Source organism: Herbiconiux sp. VKM Ac-2851 (assembly GCF_013205105.1).
Classification (GTDB): Bacteria; Actinomycetota; Actinomycetes; order Actinomycetales; family Microbacteriaceae; genus Herbiconiux; species Herbiconiux flava.
Map to the genome: position 1 here is coordinate 1196574 of NZ_JABMLJ010000002.1, position 14586 is coordinate 1211159.

At 65.8% G+C, this 14586-nt stretch carries 12 protein-coding genes; 8 read left to right on the forward strand and 4 right to left on the reverse strand.

Annotated elements, in window-relative coordinates; translation table 11 throughout:
* Window positions 1-45 precede the first annotated feature (45 nt).
* The 4 genes from HQQ85_RS12280 (at window position 46) to HQQ85_RS12295 (ending at window position 4782) form a co-directional block, all read left to right on the forward strand.
* Window positions 46-1470, forward strand: a complete 1425-nt coding sequence (locus HQQ85_RS12280; protein ID WP_173182741.1) for a hypothetical protein — start codon at window positions 46-48, stop codon at window positions 1468-1470.
* Window positions 1471-1559: 89 nt separating this feature from the next.
* Complete coding sequence (locus tag HQQ85_RS12285; protein WP_173182742.1) at window positions 1560-2900, forward strand: nucleotide sugar dehydrogenase; 1341 nt, start codon at window positions 1560-1562, stop codon at window positions 2898-2900.
* Between the two features lie 65 nt (window positions 2901-2965).
* On the forward strand, window positions 2966-3889 hold the full coding sequence (locus HQQ85_RS12290; RefSeq protein ID WP_173182743.1) for a hypothetical protein: 924 nt from the start codon (window positions 2966-2968) through the stop codon (window positions 3887-3889).
* The gene (locus tag HQQ85_RS12295) at window positions 3886-4782 is read left to right on the forward strand and encodes a glycosyltransferase family 2 protein (protein ID WP_173182744.1); all 897 of its coding nucleotides are present in this window, start codon (window positions 3886-3888) and stop codon (window positions 4780-4782) included. Before HQQ85_RS12290 ends, HQQ85_RS12295 begins: the two co-directional genes overlap by 4 nt.
* 6 nt (window positions 4783-4788) lie before the next feature.
* Here the strand turns inward: HQQ85_RS12295 and HQQ85_RS12300 are convergent, their stop codons facing one another.
* The gene (locus HQQ85_RS12300; protein WP_173182745.1) at window positions 4789-6714 is read right to left on the reverse strand and encodes a right-handed parallel beta-helix repeat-containing protein; all 1926 of its coding nucleotides are present in this window, start codon (window positions 6712-6714) and stop codon (window positions 4789-4791) included.
* Window positions 6715-6889: 175 nt separating this feature from the next.
* The gene (locus HQQ85_RS12305; protein ID WP_173182746.1) at window positions 6890-8332 is read right to left on the reverse strand and encodes an NAD(P)/FAD-dependent oxidoreductase; all 1443 of its coding nucleotides are present in this window, start codon (window positions 8330-8332) and stop codon (window positions 6890-6892) included.
* Window positions 8333-8446: 114 nt separating this feature from the next.
* Here HQQ85_RS12305 and HQQ85_RS21370 point away from each other — a divergent pair, with 114 nt between their 5' ends.
* Window positions 8447-8569 (forward strand): hypothetical protein, encoded by a 123-nt coding sequence (locus HQQ85_RS21370; RefSeq protein WP_256430671.1) that lies wholly within the window; start codon window positions 8447-8449, stop codon window positions 8567-8569.
* Window positions 8570-8647: 78 nt separating this feature from the next.
* Complete coding sequence (locus tag HQQ85_RS12310; RefSeq protein ID WP_254069439.1) at window positions 8648-9163, forward strand: YdcF family protein; 516 nt, start codon at window positions 8648-8650, stop codon at window positions 9161-9163.
* Window positions 9164-9178: 15 nt separating this feature from the next.
* On the opposite strand, the gene HQQ85_RS12315 is transcribed toward HQQ85_RS12310, so the two are convergent.
* Window positions 9179-10198, reverse strand: coding sequence for a glycosyltransferase (locus HQQ85_RS12315; protein WP_173182748.1), 1020 nt, complete (start codon window positions 10196-10198; stop codon window positions 9179-9181).
* Window positions 10199-10323: 125 nt separating this feature from the next.
* On the opposite strand from HQQ85_RS12315, the gene HQQ85_RS12320 reads away from it, so the two are divergent.
* Together HQQ85_RS12320 and HQQ85_RS12325 are read left to right on the forward strand one after the other, a co-directional pair.
* Window positions 10324-11640: a UDP-glucose/GDP-mannose dehydrogenase family protein gene (locus tag HQQ85_RS12320; protein ID WP_173182749.1), complete on the forward strand. Its 1317-nt coding sequence runs from the start codon at window positions 10324-10326 to the stop codon at window positions 11638-11640.
* A gap of 80 nt (window positions 11641-11720) precedes the next feature.
* A complete protein-coding gene (locus tag HQQ85_RS12325) occupies window positions 11721-13547 on the forward strand; it encodes a DUF4012 domain-containing protein (RefSeq protein ID WP_173182750.1) in 1827 nt (608 codons plus the stop codon).
* A 14-nt stretch (window positions 13548-13561) separates the two neighbouring features.
* On the opposite strand, the gene HQQ85_RS12330 is transcribed toward HQQ85_RS12325, so the two are convergent.
* Window positions 13562-14515 carry a hypothetical protein gene (locus HQQ85_RS12330; protein ID WP_173182751.1) on the reverse strand — a complete coding sequence of 318 codons (954 nt, stop codon included), beginning with the start codon at window positions 14513-14515 and terminating at the stop codon, window positions 13562-13564.
* Window positions 14516-14586: the final 71 nt, after the last annotated feature.

A 14586-nucleotide genomic window follows, 5' to 3' on the forward strand; every position in this document is an offset into this window, starting at 1 on the left:
CGACTCCCGTCGCGACTTCAGTAAGCTGACGTGAGGGGAGGCCTGATGTCCAAATCGAATCCACGCGACAACTCGACGTCGAGAGACGCCGGATTTCTACTCGCCGGGGTCATCGCAGTTCCTCTCGTCACCTTCGGGGCCGTCTCCGGCGGCCCCAATGGCGTGGTCACTGTGCTGGTGGTGGCAATCGCGCTCGCCTCGGTCGTAGCCGCACTGTCGAACAAGCCGGTGCTGCTCATCGGGCTGCTCGTCGCTGCGTCGGCTTGCCAGCGGGCCCTCAGCGCACTGACCGGCAGTTCGCTGGCTCTCTGGCTCGACGACGCGGTGCTGATCGGGTTCGTCGTCTATATCGTCATCAGGTTGTCCAGCCGATTGCAGGGCAAGTTCTCCCTGGTGCTGACCCTTGTCGTCTTCGTATCGTTCCTCGGTGTGGCGCTGCTTCGTTCCACAGAATTGTCCGTCGGCTTCTACCAGCTCCGGCAGGTGGGCGTTCCGGCCATACTCTTGCTCTTCGGGATGATGGTGGACCGCGAAGCGCTCAGACGCGCATCGCCGGTCGTGGTCGGTTTCATCGCGGTCGGGGCACTGTACGGCGTTCTCGAGCTGGGCGGTCTGCGCCTGATCGACCCGGCCACCGCAACCGGGCTCAATGCCTTCTCCACGTCGAGCATCCGTGAGAACGGTCTGCCCGCCGCCTACCGATACTTCCTGTCGGACGGCGTCGTGCTCTCCCGGGTCGGGGGGTTGGTGCTGAATCCGCCCTCGTTCGGAATTCTCGCGGCGAGCGGACTCCTCTGGCTCCGCTTCTCCTCAATGAAGCGGGGCGTCGCGTTCTACGCGCTCGCGGTCCTGTTCTGCGGGATGACGATCGCATCGCTCGGCCGGGGTGGCTTCGTGGTGCTCGGGCTCGCCTTGGTCCAGCCGCTGATCTCGCGATACTCCGGACGACTCGCCTTCGCTGTCGTCGGCTTGGTGATGGGTTTCGTCGCGTATTCTGAGATCTCTACTCAGGGGCAGAGCGGTAGGCATGCCGAGGGCTTCCTCTTCGGGTTGACCTATGCTCTGACGCATCCGCTAGGTGGCGGTTTCGGGCTGGTGGGCAACTCCGTGGCCAGTCTCGAACTCGAGGGTGCCGCCTCCGGCGCGGCCGAGAGCCTCGCGGCCATCTTCCTCACCGCGATCGGGTGGATCGGTCTGATCATTCTGGCTTGGCTGCTCGTGAAGGGCGTGGGCGCCGGCCGTACCATCCCCGGAGTGGCATTGACGGCCGCGGTTCTGATCACTCTGTTCTCGGAGACCGCCGGCGGTCTCGATGCTGCCGGCCCGCTGTGGATCCTCGCCGGAGCCGCGCTCACTCAGTCCTCGGCGCGGGAAGTCATCGCGGGGGTGGTTGCTCGAGGCAAGACGGACGTGGTGGCGCACCCCCGCGACGGGGCCGGACTCCGTACGAACATCCCGACCCTGACCTGAACCCGGGCGCTCAGAAGCGTGGATTTTCGCCTGTAGGGTGATGTGGCGGGCCCAGCCCGCGGTCGAGGTCATCAACGAGGGGAACACGCTTGCAGGTCGCAGTCATCGGGCTCGGATATGTCGGATGCGTCACGGCGGCATGCCTGGCCGACGCAGGGAACACGGTCGTCGGAATCGACTCCGTCGCGATGAAGGTCGAGGCGGTGAATGCCGGGCATACTCCCATCGTGGAGCCGGGGCTCGACGAGATGGTGGCTGCCAACCATGCCGCCGGGCGCCTCAGTGCGAGCACTGACTTCGCGCGCATCGACGACGTCGATGTCGTCTTCGTCTGCGTCGGGACGCCCTCGGCAGAGACGGGCGCTCTCGACCTGACCTACGTGCGGGCTGTCGCCACCCACCTCGGCACGAGACTGCAGGGTCGGAGCAAGCCGCTGACCGTGGTGCTGCGGAGCACCGTGCTCCCGGGCACCACCCGCAACGAGTTCATCCCTCTGATGGAATCGAGTTCAGGGCTGACTGAGGGCACGGACTTCTTCGTCACATTCACCCCCGAGTTCCTCCGTGAGTCCTCGGCGATCATCGACTTCCAGAACCCTCCGCTCAGCGTGATCGGAGCCGAGCATCCTGCCTCCGCCGAACTCCCCGCGGAGTTGTTCTCGTCACTGGGGGTTCCCGTTCAGGTCGTCTCTACCGGTGTCGCGGAGGGGCTCAAGTACGCGTCGAACGCCTATCACGCGGTGAAGGTGACGTTCGCGAACGAGATCGCGCGGATCTGCCAAGCATCGGACATCGACGGCCGCGAGGTCATGAGCCTCTTCGTACAGGACCGCGACCTCAATGTCAGCGCCAAGTACCTTCGCCCGGGTTTCGCTTTCGGAGGGTCTTGTTTGCCGAAAGACGTGAAGGCTTTGCAGCACCACGCGGACGAACTTGCCGAGACCGTTCCCCTTCTGCAGAGCCTCAACGACTCCAATGACCGCCACATCATGCGGATCGTGGACGTCGTGAAGGGGTTCGGCGTAACGTCCGTGGCGCAGATCGGCTTGTCGTTCAAGCCGTCGACGGATGATCTCCGCGAGAGCCCGTACGTGAAGTTGGCCGCAGCCTTGGAGGCCGAAGGTATCGCCGTGAAGGCCTATGACCCGATCGTCGACGTCGATCGTCTGATGGGTGCCAATGCCGCCTTCGTCGAGGCCACGCTGCCTCACCTCTCGGAGATGCTGACTGACTCCGTCACCGACTGCCTCGAGGGAGCGGAAGTGATCCTCCTCGGAACGAACAACGCAGAGGTGTGTGAGGAAGTACTGGCCCACGAGGCCGTGGCGGTGGTCGACCTGTCCGGAATGCTCCCGCTCAGGGTGGAGAACCTCCTCCGCAGCCGCGACGTCCGTCCCGGAACCCGTGCGTACACCGGTGCTGCATGGTGAGGAACATGGCGAAGGGGCCAGCCGTGTACCTCAGCTGGGTCGCCTACAACGGTAGAAGCGCCGGTATGGCCGAGGGCTTGGGTATCGAGCCGGTGTACATCTACGGCGGTGACGGCATCTCCTTGCCGGTGCGCTACTGGCGGCAGTGGAAGCAGACGGGATCGATGCTCCGCGCGAAGCGGCCTGCCACCGTGATCGTCATGCAGCCCCCCTTTTTCTCGTTGCTGCGGTCATGGATCTACAGCCTGGGCTCGGGGGCGAAGCTGGCTGCCGACATGCACACCGGGGCCTTCCAGGACCCGCAGTGGTCCTGGGCCACGCCCTGGATCCTCCGGATCGCACGTCGACGCGGCAACAGGGTGATCGTGACGAACAGTGCTCTGGCGGCTCGTGCTGAAGCCGCGGGCGCCACCGTGCTCATCACGCACGGGTACCTCAAGAAGTTTCAGCCCCCTGCGTCGGAACGATTCGACGACCCGGCGCTGGACGAGGCGAGTCGCGGTCGCTTCGTGCTGCTGCCTCTGGGGTGGGGGTACGACGAGCCCATCGAAGAGATTCTCGAGGCCGCTCGCCGCACGCCCGACGTCAAATGGGTGCTCACAGGGAAGGCTCCTCAGTCCGCTCGGGACGCCGCCAGCCCGAACGTCGTCTTCTCCGGATTCGCATCCCGCTCCGACTACCAGATCCTTCGGCATCGCGCGTCGGTGATCGGTGCCATCACGACGGCGGAGGACACGATGCAACGAGCGGGATACGAAGCGCTCGAGGCGCACACACCTCTGGTCACGAGTCCCATGGTCGTGCTCAAGGAGTACTTCGACGACGTCGCCGTCTACGCGGAGCCGACCGCTGAAGGGATCTCAGCGGCGATGCTCGCCGCCCTCGCCGAAAACGATGAGCGTCGCCTCGGCATGGCATCGCTCTTCGAACAAAAGGTTGCTGAGCAGGACGCCGCGATGAAGGCCATCACGTCCTGGATCGCGTCATGACCGAGAGCGTCAGCTGCATCATCCCCACCCACGCGCGCACCGACTTCCTCCGGGAAGCCGTGGAATCCGTCCTCGCCCAGACCCGGCTCCCGAGCGAGATCATCGTCGTTACGGATGTCGAGGACGATGCGACGGACGCTCTGTGTGCCGAGATCGCCCGATCATCGCCGGTGGCCGTGACGCTGGTGCACAACGAGGGCCTGTCCGGGGCGTCGAGCTCTCGCAATCTGGGCGCTGCCGAAGCGAGTGGGCAGCTGCTCGCCTTCCTCGATGACGACGACAAGTGGAAGCCTGACTACCTCGAGACGGCCGTCCGGCTCCTCGAGAACTCCAGCGCAGACGGAGTCGCGACCTGGCTCGAGATGTTCCGAGACCAGGCGACGGCGCCCGGGCTGCATGTCAGCCCTGGGCTGGCCGCGGCCGCCGCCGCCTCGAACAATCCTGGCGTCACGGGCAGTAATTTCATCGTGACGGCGGGGGCGTTCGCCCGACTCGGCGGATTCGATGAGCTGCTTCCCGTGAAGAACGACGGCGACTTCTTCTTCCGCTTCCTGCTCGAAGGATTCGACTACGTGGTGAATCCTCGCGCCGCGGTGCTGCAGCGCAAGCACTCCTCCGGACAGCTGACCGGCCGCACCGAGTTCAGGGCGGCCGGCCTCGAGGCCTACCTCGCCAAGCACCGGCGACACCTGACCCTCGCGGACCGGCGTTTCATCCGCCTGTCCGCTGCGCGCATCCGCTATCACGCCGCGCGGTCGCGGGGAGCGAAGGTCAGACAGCTGGCGCTCGGAGCGTTCTACTCATCGCCCACGACGATTCTCGACAGCGTGCGCGGACGCTCGACCAAAGACTTCTGGATCGTCGCGGGCTTCGACTCTAACGGCAGGGCGTGACCCGCTTCACGCGGTGATGGTGGTGGCCGCAGGCGTGTAGGTGCCCGTCTGCCATCCCGTGCGCTTCGCAGTGACCGTCACCGTGATCTTCTTGCCGACATCGGACGACCGCACCTTGTAGCTCGTTCCGGTCGTCCCGTTGGCCACCCCGTTCGTGAACCAGGCGCAGCTGGTCGATTGGGCTGCCGGCGTCCATGTGCCGCGTGTCACGGTCAAGGTGCCGGCGGGCTTCGCCGTGCCGGACACCACCGGTGCGACCGAGGGCACAAGTGCTGCGCCCTGCGCGACCGGAGCGGTCGGTTCCGAGGTCGCCGAGGCATCCTGGTAGCCGGCGCGTTTCGCAGAGACGAGCACGCTCAACGCGGCGCCCGCATCGGCACTGACCACGTCGTACGTGCGGTAGGTGCGGTTCGTCGCGCCCGAGATGGGGGTCCCGTTACGAAGCCACGTGAAGGCGAACGTGAGGGGCCCCACGTCCCAGGTGCCGTCATCGATCGTCAGTCGCTGTCCGACCTGGGCGGTGCCGCCCACCTTGGGCAGCGCCGTGTTCTTCGGGGCGGGCAGGGCGCCCGGTGCCTCCGTGGAGGCCGAGAATGTGTTGCTAGTGGCACCAGGATCCTCCGTGAACGGAGTGGTGACGTTGCTGCCCAGCCGGATGCCCGTGACGGAGTTCCCGCTCCCGCGGAATCGCACACCGGTGGCCCCTCCCGCGACGATCGACCCACCGGTCACGGTGGACCCTGACGCCAGTACGATGTTGACGCCGTAGCAGTCGCGGATGTCGAGGTTGGACGCGATCACCGGCGCATCGGCCAGAAGAGCCACGCCCGACGGCTTCAGGTAGCTGATGACGGTGCCGTCGATGACCGGAGCCACGGCGACGAGCGGATTGACCGAGATGCCCGGTCCGGCACTGCCCGTGATCGTGCCGCCGATCACCCGCGTGCTGTCGGCGCGCACCTGGACACCACCGCGTCCCCCGGTGATGTGCGGAACGATGGTCGTGTTCCAACCGAGCCGGTGGGTGTCGACGGACTTGTCGGAGCAGTCGATGGCCACCGGTTCGAAGCGGCAGTCCTCCGGCTCGCCGGCCGCGCCCATGACGCTCACGAAAGGACCGACGTTCGTGGTGACTGCGTGCCGCGCCCGGCTGATGGTGCCGCGGACGGTCAGGCCCCGCGTGGCTCCGGCGACGTTGACGCCATAGCCGAAGCGGCCGTTCGCCTCGTCGTCGGCGAGGTCGCGGATGGTGCAGTCGATGAGTCCGTTCCGGCAGTTCGCCACGAGCACCCCCGTGGCTCCGTTGTCGTGGAGGTCGACGCCGATCAAACGGGGGTTGTCCGTGGCGAAGAAACGCACGAGCGGTGATGTGCTGCTGAGCGGCGAGGAATGCAGGATCTCGCCCGCCCCGGTGATGGTCAGACTCGGTGCCAGGCTGACCAGGGCGGTGCGCGGTTTGATGGAGATGGCGCGGGGGAGTGCTTTGTCGAGTTGCACGGTCGTGCCGGAGGCACTCGTCACGCGCCGAAGATAGCCGTAGCGGTCGCCAGTGCCCGAGAGCCCGTCGTCGCCCGCTACGAGCAGGTACTCGTTGGCCTTGTACTTCGCAGCGTCCTTCACCGTGATCGCGGTCTTGCCCTTGGCCATGGTGGCCGGGGTCTGTTCCCGGTAGACGATGGTGCCGGTTCGAGACAGGGCCGGATGATCGCCCCTGACCTTCAGTCGGCTGCCGGCTGTCACCTCCAGTTGAGTGACCGCTGGTGGCACCTCGATGACCGAGTCCAAGAAGTAGTCACCGGACAGGACGATGGCCCCGGATGCGGATCGGAGGTATTCGATGATCGCCGGGGAGGCATCGGACGTCGTCCCTGACAGCGCGGCCAAAGCGGGCGTCTGCGGGCCCCCGGCGGCCATCGCCTTGTCGATGGGCACCCCGGCGACGAGACTGAAGGCCCCGATCCCTGTTGCACCGAGAAATATGCGTCGCGAGAAATTCGGCATGGTCGAGACCCCCAAAGCCTCTCAGTGAGGCACCCAGAGCCTCATGATGCCTACCAACATAGCCTGCCCGACACCGCGGTGGTCGAGAATTATTCGGTTTGGCGGGTCAGTCGATCCTCAGCGACGGCACCGGAAGAGAGAACATGTCTCGAAGGGCGGTGCGGGCCGCGTAATAGCCGCAGAGACCGTGGACTCCGGTAGCAGGGGGCGTCGACGACGAGGCGAGGTAGACGCCCCGCGCGGGAGTCCGCCATGGTCGGGCCGAGACCACCGGGCGGGCCAGCATCTGCCGGATGGACAGGGCCCCCGACGAGATGTCCCCTCCCACGAAGTTCGGATCGTAGCGTTCCACCTCCGCCGCCGACATGGCGGACGAAGCCTCGATGACGTCCCGGAAACCCGGGGCGTAACGCTCCACGGCGTCGGTGACCACCGCGGTCGGGTCGAGGGTCGACCCGCGGGGCACGTGGATATAGGCCCAGAGCACGTGCTTGCCGGCCGGTGCGCGGCTCGGGTCGAGAACTGTGGGCTGGGAGACCAGGACGTAGGGGGCCGTCGCGTGCTCTCCGCGCGCCACCGCGGCCTCGGCGCGGGCGAGTTCCGCTCGAGTGCCGCCCAGATGGAGTGTCCCCGTCCGACGCGCTTCAGTGTTCGCCCAAGGAACGGGAGCGGACAGAGCGAAGTCGACCTTCGCGATGCCGTCGCCGAACCGGAACCGGTCGAGGCGCGACCGGTACGAGTCGGGCAGGGCAGGGCCAGCGATCCTCTTCAGAGAGGCCGCCGACACGTCGAGCAGTGTCGCAGTGCTCTCCGGCAGGGATCGCAGATCGTCGATCTCGACGCTCGTGTGCACGACGCCACCGTGGGCTTCGAGATCCTGTCGCATACTGTCGATGATCGACTGGCTGCCGCCCACCGGGATGGCCCAGCCCCGGGCGTGGGCGTGAGCGGCGAGCACGAGTCCTGCTCCGGACGACGCGAGCGAGGGCATCCGGCCGATCGTGTGTGCAGAGACGCCGCTGATCATGGCCGGTGCCGTGTCGCCCCGGAATCGCAGGTTCCAGGCGGGGGAGCCCTGCTCGAGGGTTCGCAGGCCGAATCGGAGGGCGGTCACCGGGTCGCGCGGCAGCCGGAGCAGCTGCGAGCCTGTGAAATCCGTGACGCCGTCGATGTGCTCGACCAGCGGTCTCATGAGGTGCCGCCACGCGCCGCCGTCTATGCCGAGTTCGTCGACGGTCTGGTCGAGGTCGCGATAGGCGACGCCGGCAGTCGTACCGGCGAGCGGATGCACGTACGAGACCTCTGGCACGAGGAACGGGATCCGGCGCGAGAGCTGGAAGGCCCTGAAGAACGGCGATGCCAGGCCCATCGGATGCACGGCCGAACCGACATCGTGGAGAAAGCCCGGGAGGGTGAGCTCCATCGTGCGGGCGCCGCCACCCAGGGTCGGGGATCGCTCGTAGAGTTCGACCGAGAGCCCGGCTCGCGCCATCGTCACGGCCGCGGCGAGACCATTCGGTCCGCCGCCGACCACGGAGACGTCAGGCATCTCCCCAGTATGTCATCGGCTCAGGCCAGGCTCGCATTGGCCAGACGATAGTCTCGACGCACGAGCCGTCACCTCGGCGGCATCATTCGATCGCTCACAAAGGGAGTGCAGCCCGTGAAGAGAGAATCGCCCGAAGAGAACGCCTACAGCTCGGAAGACCCCGAGATCGAAGAGCTGATCCTCGAGGAGGAGCTCTACGACGATGAGGGCCTCGGCGACATCTCGAGCAACGGCTGACGCGTCCTGACCGCCTCCACCCGCTCCAGTCGGCGTCTTGTCCTGATCGTGGCCGCCGCGGCGGCCGTCTTGACGATCATGCTCGGCGCGGTGACCACCTGGGCGTACGCGTTTCCGCGCATCGACCAACCGACCAGGTCGGACGCCGTGCTGGTCCTGGGCCCACCGACCGTGCAGCGTCTGCGTGTCGCGCTGCAATTGGTGGACGACGGCGTAGTGAATCAGATCGTGATCTCGGTGCCGGCGGACGTTCGGGATGACGACGAGCACACCCTCGTGCGCGATCTCTGCCGAGGCGACACCGACTACCCCGTGGAGTGCATCACACCTGACCCGTTCACGACCCAGGGGGAGGCTCGGCTCGCCTCTGAGCTCCTCGCCGAAGAGGACTGGCGCTCGATGATCGTCGTGACATCCATCACGCACATCAGCCGAGCTCGCATGCTCTTCGACCGCTGCATCCCGGGCTCGGATGAAGGCCATCGAGTCGCATTCGTCTCAGATCACCGGGACTACGACCTGGGACGCTGGGCCTCGGAATACGTGTATCAGACCGGCGCCTGGATCAAGGCGATCATCTCGCCGGACTGCTGATACTCGACGCGAGTGTCAGAGGACCTTCTTCGCGAGGGCGGCAGCGAGCGTGCCGGTTCCGATCTGGTCGACCTCAGCAGCGACGGCCAGTCCGCGCTGAGAGACCTCCCGCGTGATCTGCAGCTGATGATCGTCGACGTGCTCGCGATAGCCTCGCCGGCGAGGTACCACCAGGGTCGGGCGCCGCATGTCGAGCAACCCCATGATCGTCCCGACGCCAGCATGGGTGATCACGAGATCGCTCTCCGAGGCGGCCGCCTCGAACGCCGTGGACGACATCTCGATGTGGACATCGCCCGGGAGGTCAGTGCGGGCCGTGGAACCGAGCTGCCAGGTGAACCTGGTCTCGGGAGGGGCCACGGACACCAGCTTGTCGACCAGGCGATCGAAGCGATAGGGATGGATCGTCCCCAGGGTGACGAAAATGGAACGCGGCGGTTGCGTCGGCTTCCACGTCGGATCCGAGGCGTAGGCATCCAGAACGGAGAACTCCTGCTTCCACTTCCGGGCGTCGTACCCGGGATGCTGGCAGTAGCGCTCGATTCGCGGGACGCGCTGGAGGATGCGTCCTGTGAGCGAAGGGCCGTCGAAGCGGGAGACGCTCTCGATGTAGATCGTGCGCAGCCCGTGGTGCTGAGCGACGAGGTGAGAGGAAAGGGCGATCGCCGCTCCGGTGCTCACGACCGCGTCGAATTCCTCCTCTGCCAGGATCTCGCGAAAGGTCTTTGCGCCACTGAGAACGCGGCGTGCATCGCGCGGTGCGATGTACGGAATGAAGCGATGCCTCTGATCGGCCAGCATGGACCTGCTCTGAGGCTTGTCGAACGTGACCCACAAAGAGTCGTCGGCGGGTTCCATCAGCTCCGCCAAACGGTGCAGCTGCGAAAGATGGCCTCCGGTCGACGCGGCAAGCAGTAGCTTCTTTCCGCGCAGACTGTCTAGCGCCTGTGACAAACGGTCTCCCCAAGTCGGATCGCCCGGGCTGCTCGGGTGAAGCGCCTCGGCCAAGAATTCCACGATGTTAGTCGTGTCCATAGAGCAGACTACCCCGATGCGCCGGCCCGGCCACTGGCCGTCGCTTCGGACATCGGGCGTGCACCTGCTAAGAATGGATGGGGCAGTATCTGCGAAGCCCGTCCATTTATGAGGAGAGCGACTCTATGAAGATGTCCGTTGTCGGATGCGGCTACCTGGGGGCCGTGCACGCGGCTGCGATGGCGGAGTTGGGGCACGAGGTCGTCGGCATCGATGTCGATGAGCGGAAGATCGCGGCGCTAGCTGTGGGTGAGGCGCCGTTCTTCGAACCCGGCCTTCCTGAGATCCTCACGTCCGCCAGCGCATCGGGCCGGCTGACGTTCTCGACCTCGATGTCGGCGGCGGCAGAGGCGACCGTGCACTTCATCGCCGTGGGAACCCCGCAGAAGCCGGGTTCCTACAGTGCCGACATGACTTTCGTCGATGCGGCCCTGGATGCACTCCTTCCCTACTTGAAGACGGGCGACCTAGTCGTCGGCAAATCCACGGTCCCGGTCGGAACGGCCGCACGTCTTGCAGCCAAGGTGCGCGCAGCAGTTCCTGGCGCCGACCTGGCGTGGAACCCCGAGTTCCTTCGGGAGGGGTTCGCCGTCAAGGACACGATCTCGCCCGACCGCCTCGTCTACGGCGTCTCCGACGACCCCGAGACGGCGCAATGGAGCCAGGCGGTTCTCGACGAGGTCTACGCGAAGGCTTTGAGCGAGGACACTCCGCTGGTCGTCACGGACTACGCGACGGCCGAGCTCGTCAAGGTCTCGGCGAATGCTTTTCTGGCAACGAAGATCTCGTTCATCAACGCGATCGCCGAGATCGCGGAGGTCACCGGAGCGAACATCACCGAGCTGGCCGACGCCATCGGCTTCGATGCGCGCATCGGTCGGCGGTTCCTCAATGCGGGCATCGGATTCGGGGGCGGTTGTCTTCCGAAGGACATCCGCGCTTTCGGAGCCCGTGCCGAGGAGCTGGGCCGCGGAGAATCGCTCGCCTTCCTCAAGGAGATCGACGCCATCAACCTCCGTCGTCGTCAGAGAGTCGTCGACCTCGTCGTGGAGATGCTCGACGGACAGGCGTTCGACAAGAAGGTGGCCGTGCTGGGGTTGGCGTTCAAGCCCGACTCCGACGACATCCGCGATTCGCCCGCCCTCGACATCACGGTGCAGCTGCACGGTCTCGGCGCGATCGTGAGCGCCACTGATCCCGAGGCCATCGAGAACGCTCGGGCCAAACATCCGCAGCTGCACTTCGTTGCCGACGCCACCGAGGCCGTGCGCGACGCCGATATCGTGCTGCTGCTCACCGAGTGGCGCGAGTACCGTGATCTGGTTCCGGAGGACCTTGCCGATCTCGTGGCGGACAAGAAGATCGTCGACGGCCGCAACGTGCTCGATTCCCGAGTCTGGCGCGAAGCGGGTTGGGACTACAAGGCCATGGGCCGCCCGTAAGAGCCACGGATGTCCCCTACGCCTCATGGGTCTCGCGGTTCGCTCAGGATCGCCCGGGCCCGGCGCAATACACTGACGAGGTGACCGACGAAACCTACCGACGCCGATCTGACCGCACCGCCCCATCGCGACGGAAGCGGCGTCGACGTTGGCCGTGGGTGGTCGGGGGTTTGGTGCTGCTGCTAGTGGTTGTCGGTGGCGCGGCAGCCTGGGTGGCTTCGAGCGCGCTCACCGTCAAGAGCGAACTCGAAGCGGCCCAACCGCTCCTGTCGTCGGTGAAGGAGAAGGTGCTTGCCGGCGAGGCGGGGTCGGCGCAATCCGAGGTCGACGAGCTTGCCGAGCACACGACCGCGGCGAAAGACGCCACCGCGAACCCGGCTTGGGCGCTCGCCGAGGCTGTGCCCGGTTTCGGCCAGAACCTGTCGGCGGTGCGGATCGTGGCCACCAGCGTGTCATCCGTCGTCGACGACGCGGTCGTTCCGGCGGTGGCTCTGGGTGACAGCCTGTCGCCGGCAGTGTTCAAGCCGGTCGACGGTGCGGTGAATCTTCAGGCCATTCGGGACGTGCTCCCGGTGATCGACAGTGCCGGCTCTGCTCTGACGCAGGCGAAGAGCGACATCTCGACGATCGACTCCGATGCACTGATCGGGCCGGTGAAAAACGCGGTCACGCAGATCGACTCACTCGTCGGAGACGTCGAACCCGCGATCGCTACCGCGAAGGAGCTCGCACCGGTTCTTCCCGGCCTCCTCGGTGCCGACGGACCTCGCAACTACCTGCTCATCTTCGAGAATTCCGCCGAGGTGCGGCCGCTGGGGGGCATCGCCGGCGCGCAGATCCTGGTGACAGCCGACCAGGGCCGCGTCAGCATCACTCAACAGACGTCGGGTCGTGAATTCGACTTCGAGTCGGAGGAGTTCGCGAACAGTCACGTCTCGAAAGAGGACCGAGCGCTGTTCCTCGTGCCGTTCGGCCTGCAGAGCCAGAACAACACCTTGACCCCGCGTGTGGAGGTAGCCGCAGACCTCACCCGCTCGATGTGGGGAAGTCAGCGCGGCGTGACCCCTGACACGGTCATCTTCATCGACCCGACCGCGCTGACCTACATTCTCGAGGCGACCGGCTCGATCGATCTCGCCGACGGCTCGAAGCTCACCTCGGAGAACGCCATCGACCTGCTGCTGAACTCTGTCTATCAAACCTATTCTGACGACCCGGACGCTCAGGACGCCTTCTTCGCCAGCGCTGCGGGCGAAATGTTCAGTTCAGTGATGAGCGGAAACGTCGACGTGCCAAAGTTCGTCTCCGCCGTGCAGCGTGCCGGCGAGGAACGGCGCATCCTCGCGTCGAGTCTCGACGAGACCGTGCAGGGCCTGATCGGCGACGCGGGTCTCGCAGGCCGTCTGCCCCTGGGCACCGACACTGCCCATGAGATCGGCGTCTACTACAGCGATTACCTGGGATCGAAGATGGACTACTACCTCCGCTCGACGATCGAGGTGGGCCAGGCGCAGTGTGCCGCCGGCAACCGGATCGTGCGCGTCCACATCACGGCCTCGAACATCCTCGATCCCGCCGCGGTCGACGGTCTTTCGCCCTACATCACGGGTGCCGGTGGGAACGGCTTCAAGATAACCCAGGGCGACCTCCGGGTCTTCACCTATGTGTATGCGCCGCCCGGCGCCTCTATTGCTGCAATCGCAGGCAGCACCGACCAGGAGGCGGCCTTCACCGGCAGCGACCGGGAGTACCCGGTCGCTCGAGGTGTCATCCTGGCGGCGCCGGGCGAAAGCCAGACCGCCACGATCGACATCGACGTGACCCCTCTGCCCGAGAAGAGCGTGCAGACGCTCGTGGGGCCCATGCTCGCGCAACCGGACGTGAAGGAGCTTGCGTTCAGCTGCTGATACGGGGTTCCGGATCAGCGTCTCCGGCGGACCCCTGCGAGCAGTCGGCTCAAATCACTGACTGCGATGCGGATCAGTCCACCCGCCCCATTTCGCAGACGGGCAATTCGGGCCACGAAGAGGGCGCCTGTCGCATCTGGCACACCAGGGTGATCTTGCCTGAAAAGTTCGCGAGCCGGCCAAAGCACCTGGGCGAGCTCCCTCGGCCAGGCCCGTCTTGGCGTTCGGAGAAAGTAGCTGAACCATTCACCGGTCCGAGATGGATGAGCAGCCCGGCGGTTCCACGCCGCGAGCGCCCCTGCCGGCAGGTGAGGCCCCGGTACTCCTTCGACATCGAGGCGCTGAAAGAGCGGCGTCAGCGTCTCCGAGCTGCCCGTGCGCGTCGCGAGGTGGACTAGCTCGGCCGTTGTAGCAGAGTCGGACCGAAGGTACTCAGCTAGGAATTCGAACTCGACGCTGTTCCTTTCACTGTGCATCCGACGCAGGGCATGCAGTGCAACGACCGCCGCTGCGGCGGTTGCATCAGTGCCATCCACGGGTTGAGCGGCGATGATGAATTGCTGGCGGTGTGACCATAACTCTTCGAATACTTGTTGCGGAGGGAGGAGGAAGCCGGGAAAATGGCGGTGAACGTCAATGTCGATTGGCCACCGATCGTGAATCAGCGTCATCGAATGCTCTTCCAGGCGATCGAACAGCCACAGATGGGCGCGCTCGTGCCAGCCCCTTAGGCGCAGGGCGGCCACCAGGTCGTCAAAACCGGCAGGATCCACCAACAGATCGACGTCGGCTGAAGCACGCGGAGGCCGTAGACGGTGCTCCTCGGCAACCAGACCCTTGATCACGATCGCCCTGACCCGAGTTGCTCGCGCGATGTAGGAAACCGACGCACACGCAAGAGGAATGGCATCAGTGCCGGGGAGGTTGGCCGTCTGGCTGACTCCCGCGACCCGGTCCATTTCGGTCATAGCGTCACGATAACCCACTGGCGTATCGGATCATCGCCCGCGTCTTGGTTCTCGAACCCTGCGACCCTCGA

Coding starts and splice junctions, on each gene's coding strand:
- HQQ85_RS12330 (WP_173182751.1), bottom strand. CDS start 14,515: ATGACCGAAATGGACCGGGTCGCGGGAGTCAGCCAGACGGCCAACCTC.
- HQQ85_RS12310 (WP_254069439.1), top strand. CDS start 8,648: ATGCTCGGCGCGGTGACCACCTGGGCGTACGCGTTTCCGCGCATCGAC.
- HQQ85_RS12295 (WP_173182744.1), top strand. CDS start 3,886: ATGACCGAGAGCGTCAGCTGCATCATCCCCACCCACGCGCGCACCGAC.
- HQQ85_RS12320 (WP_173182749.1), top strand. CDS start 10,324: ATGAAGATGTCCGTTGTCGGATGCGGCTACCTGGGGGCCGTGCACGCG.
- HQQ85_RS12280 (WP_173182741.1), top strand. CDS start 46: ATGTCCAAATCGAATCCACGCGACAACTCGACGTCGAGAGACGCCGGA.
- HQQ85_RS12305 (WP_173182746.1), bottom strand. CDS start 8,332: ATGCCTGACGTCTCCGTGGTCGGCGGCGGACCGAATGGTCTCGCCGCG.
- HQQ85_RS12290 (WP_173182743.1), top strand. CDS start 2,966: ATGGCCGAGGGCTTGGGTATCGAGCCGGTGTACATCTACGGCGGTGAC.
- HQQ85_RS12315 (WP_173182748.1), bottom strand. CDS start 10,198: ATGGACACGACTAACATCGTGGAATTCTTGGCCGAGGCGCTTCACCCG.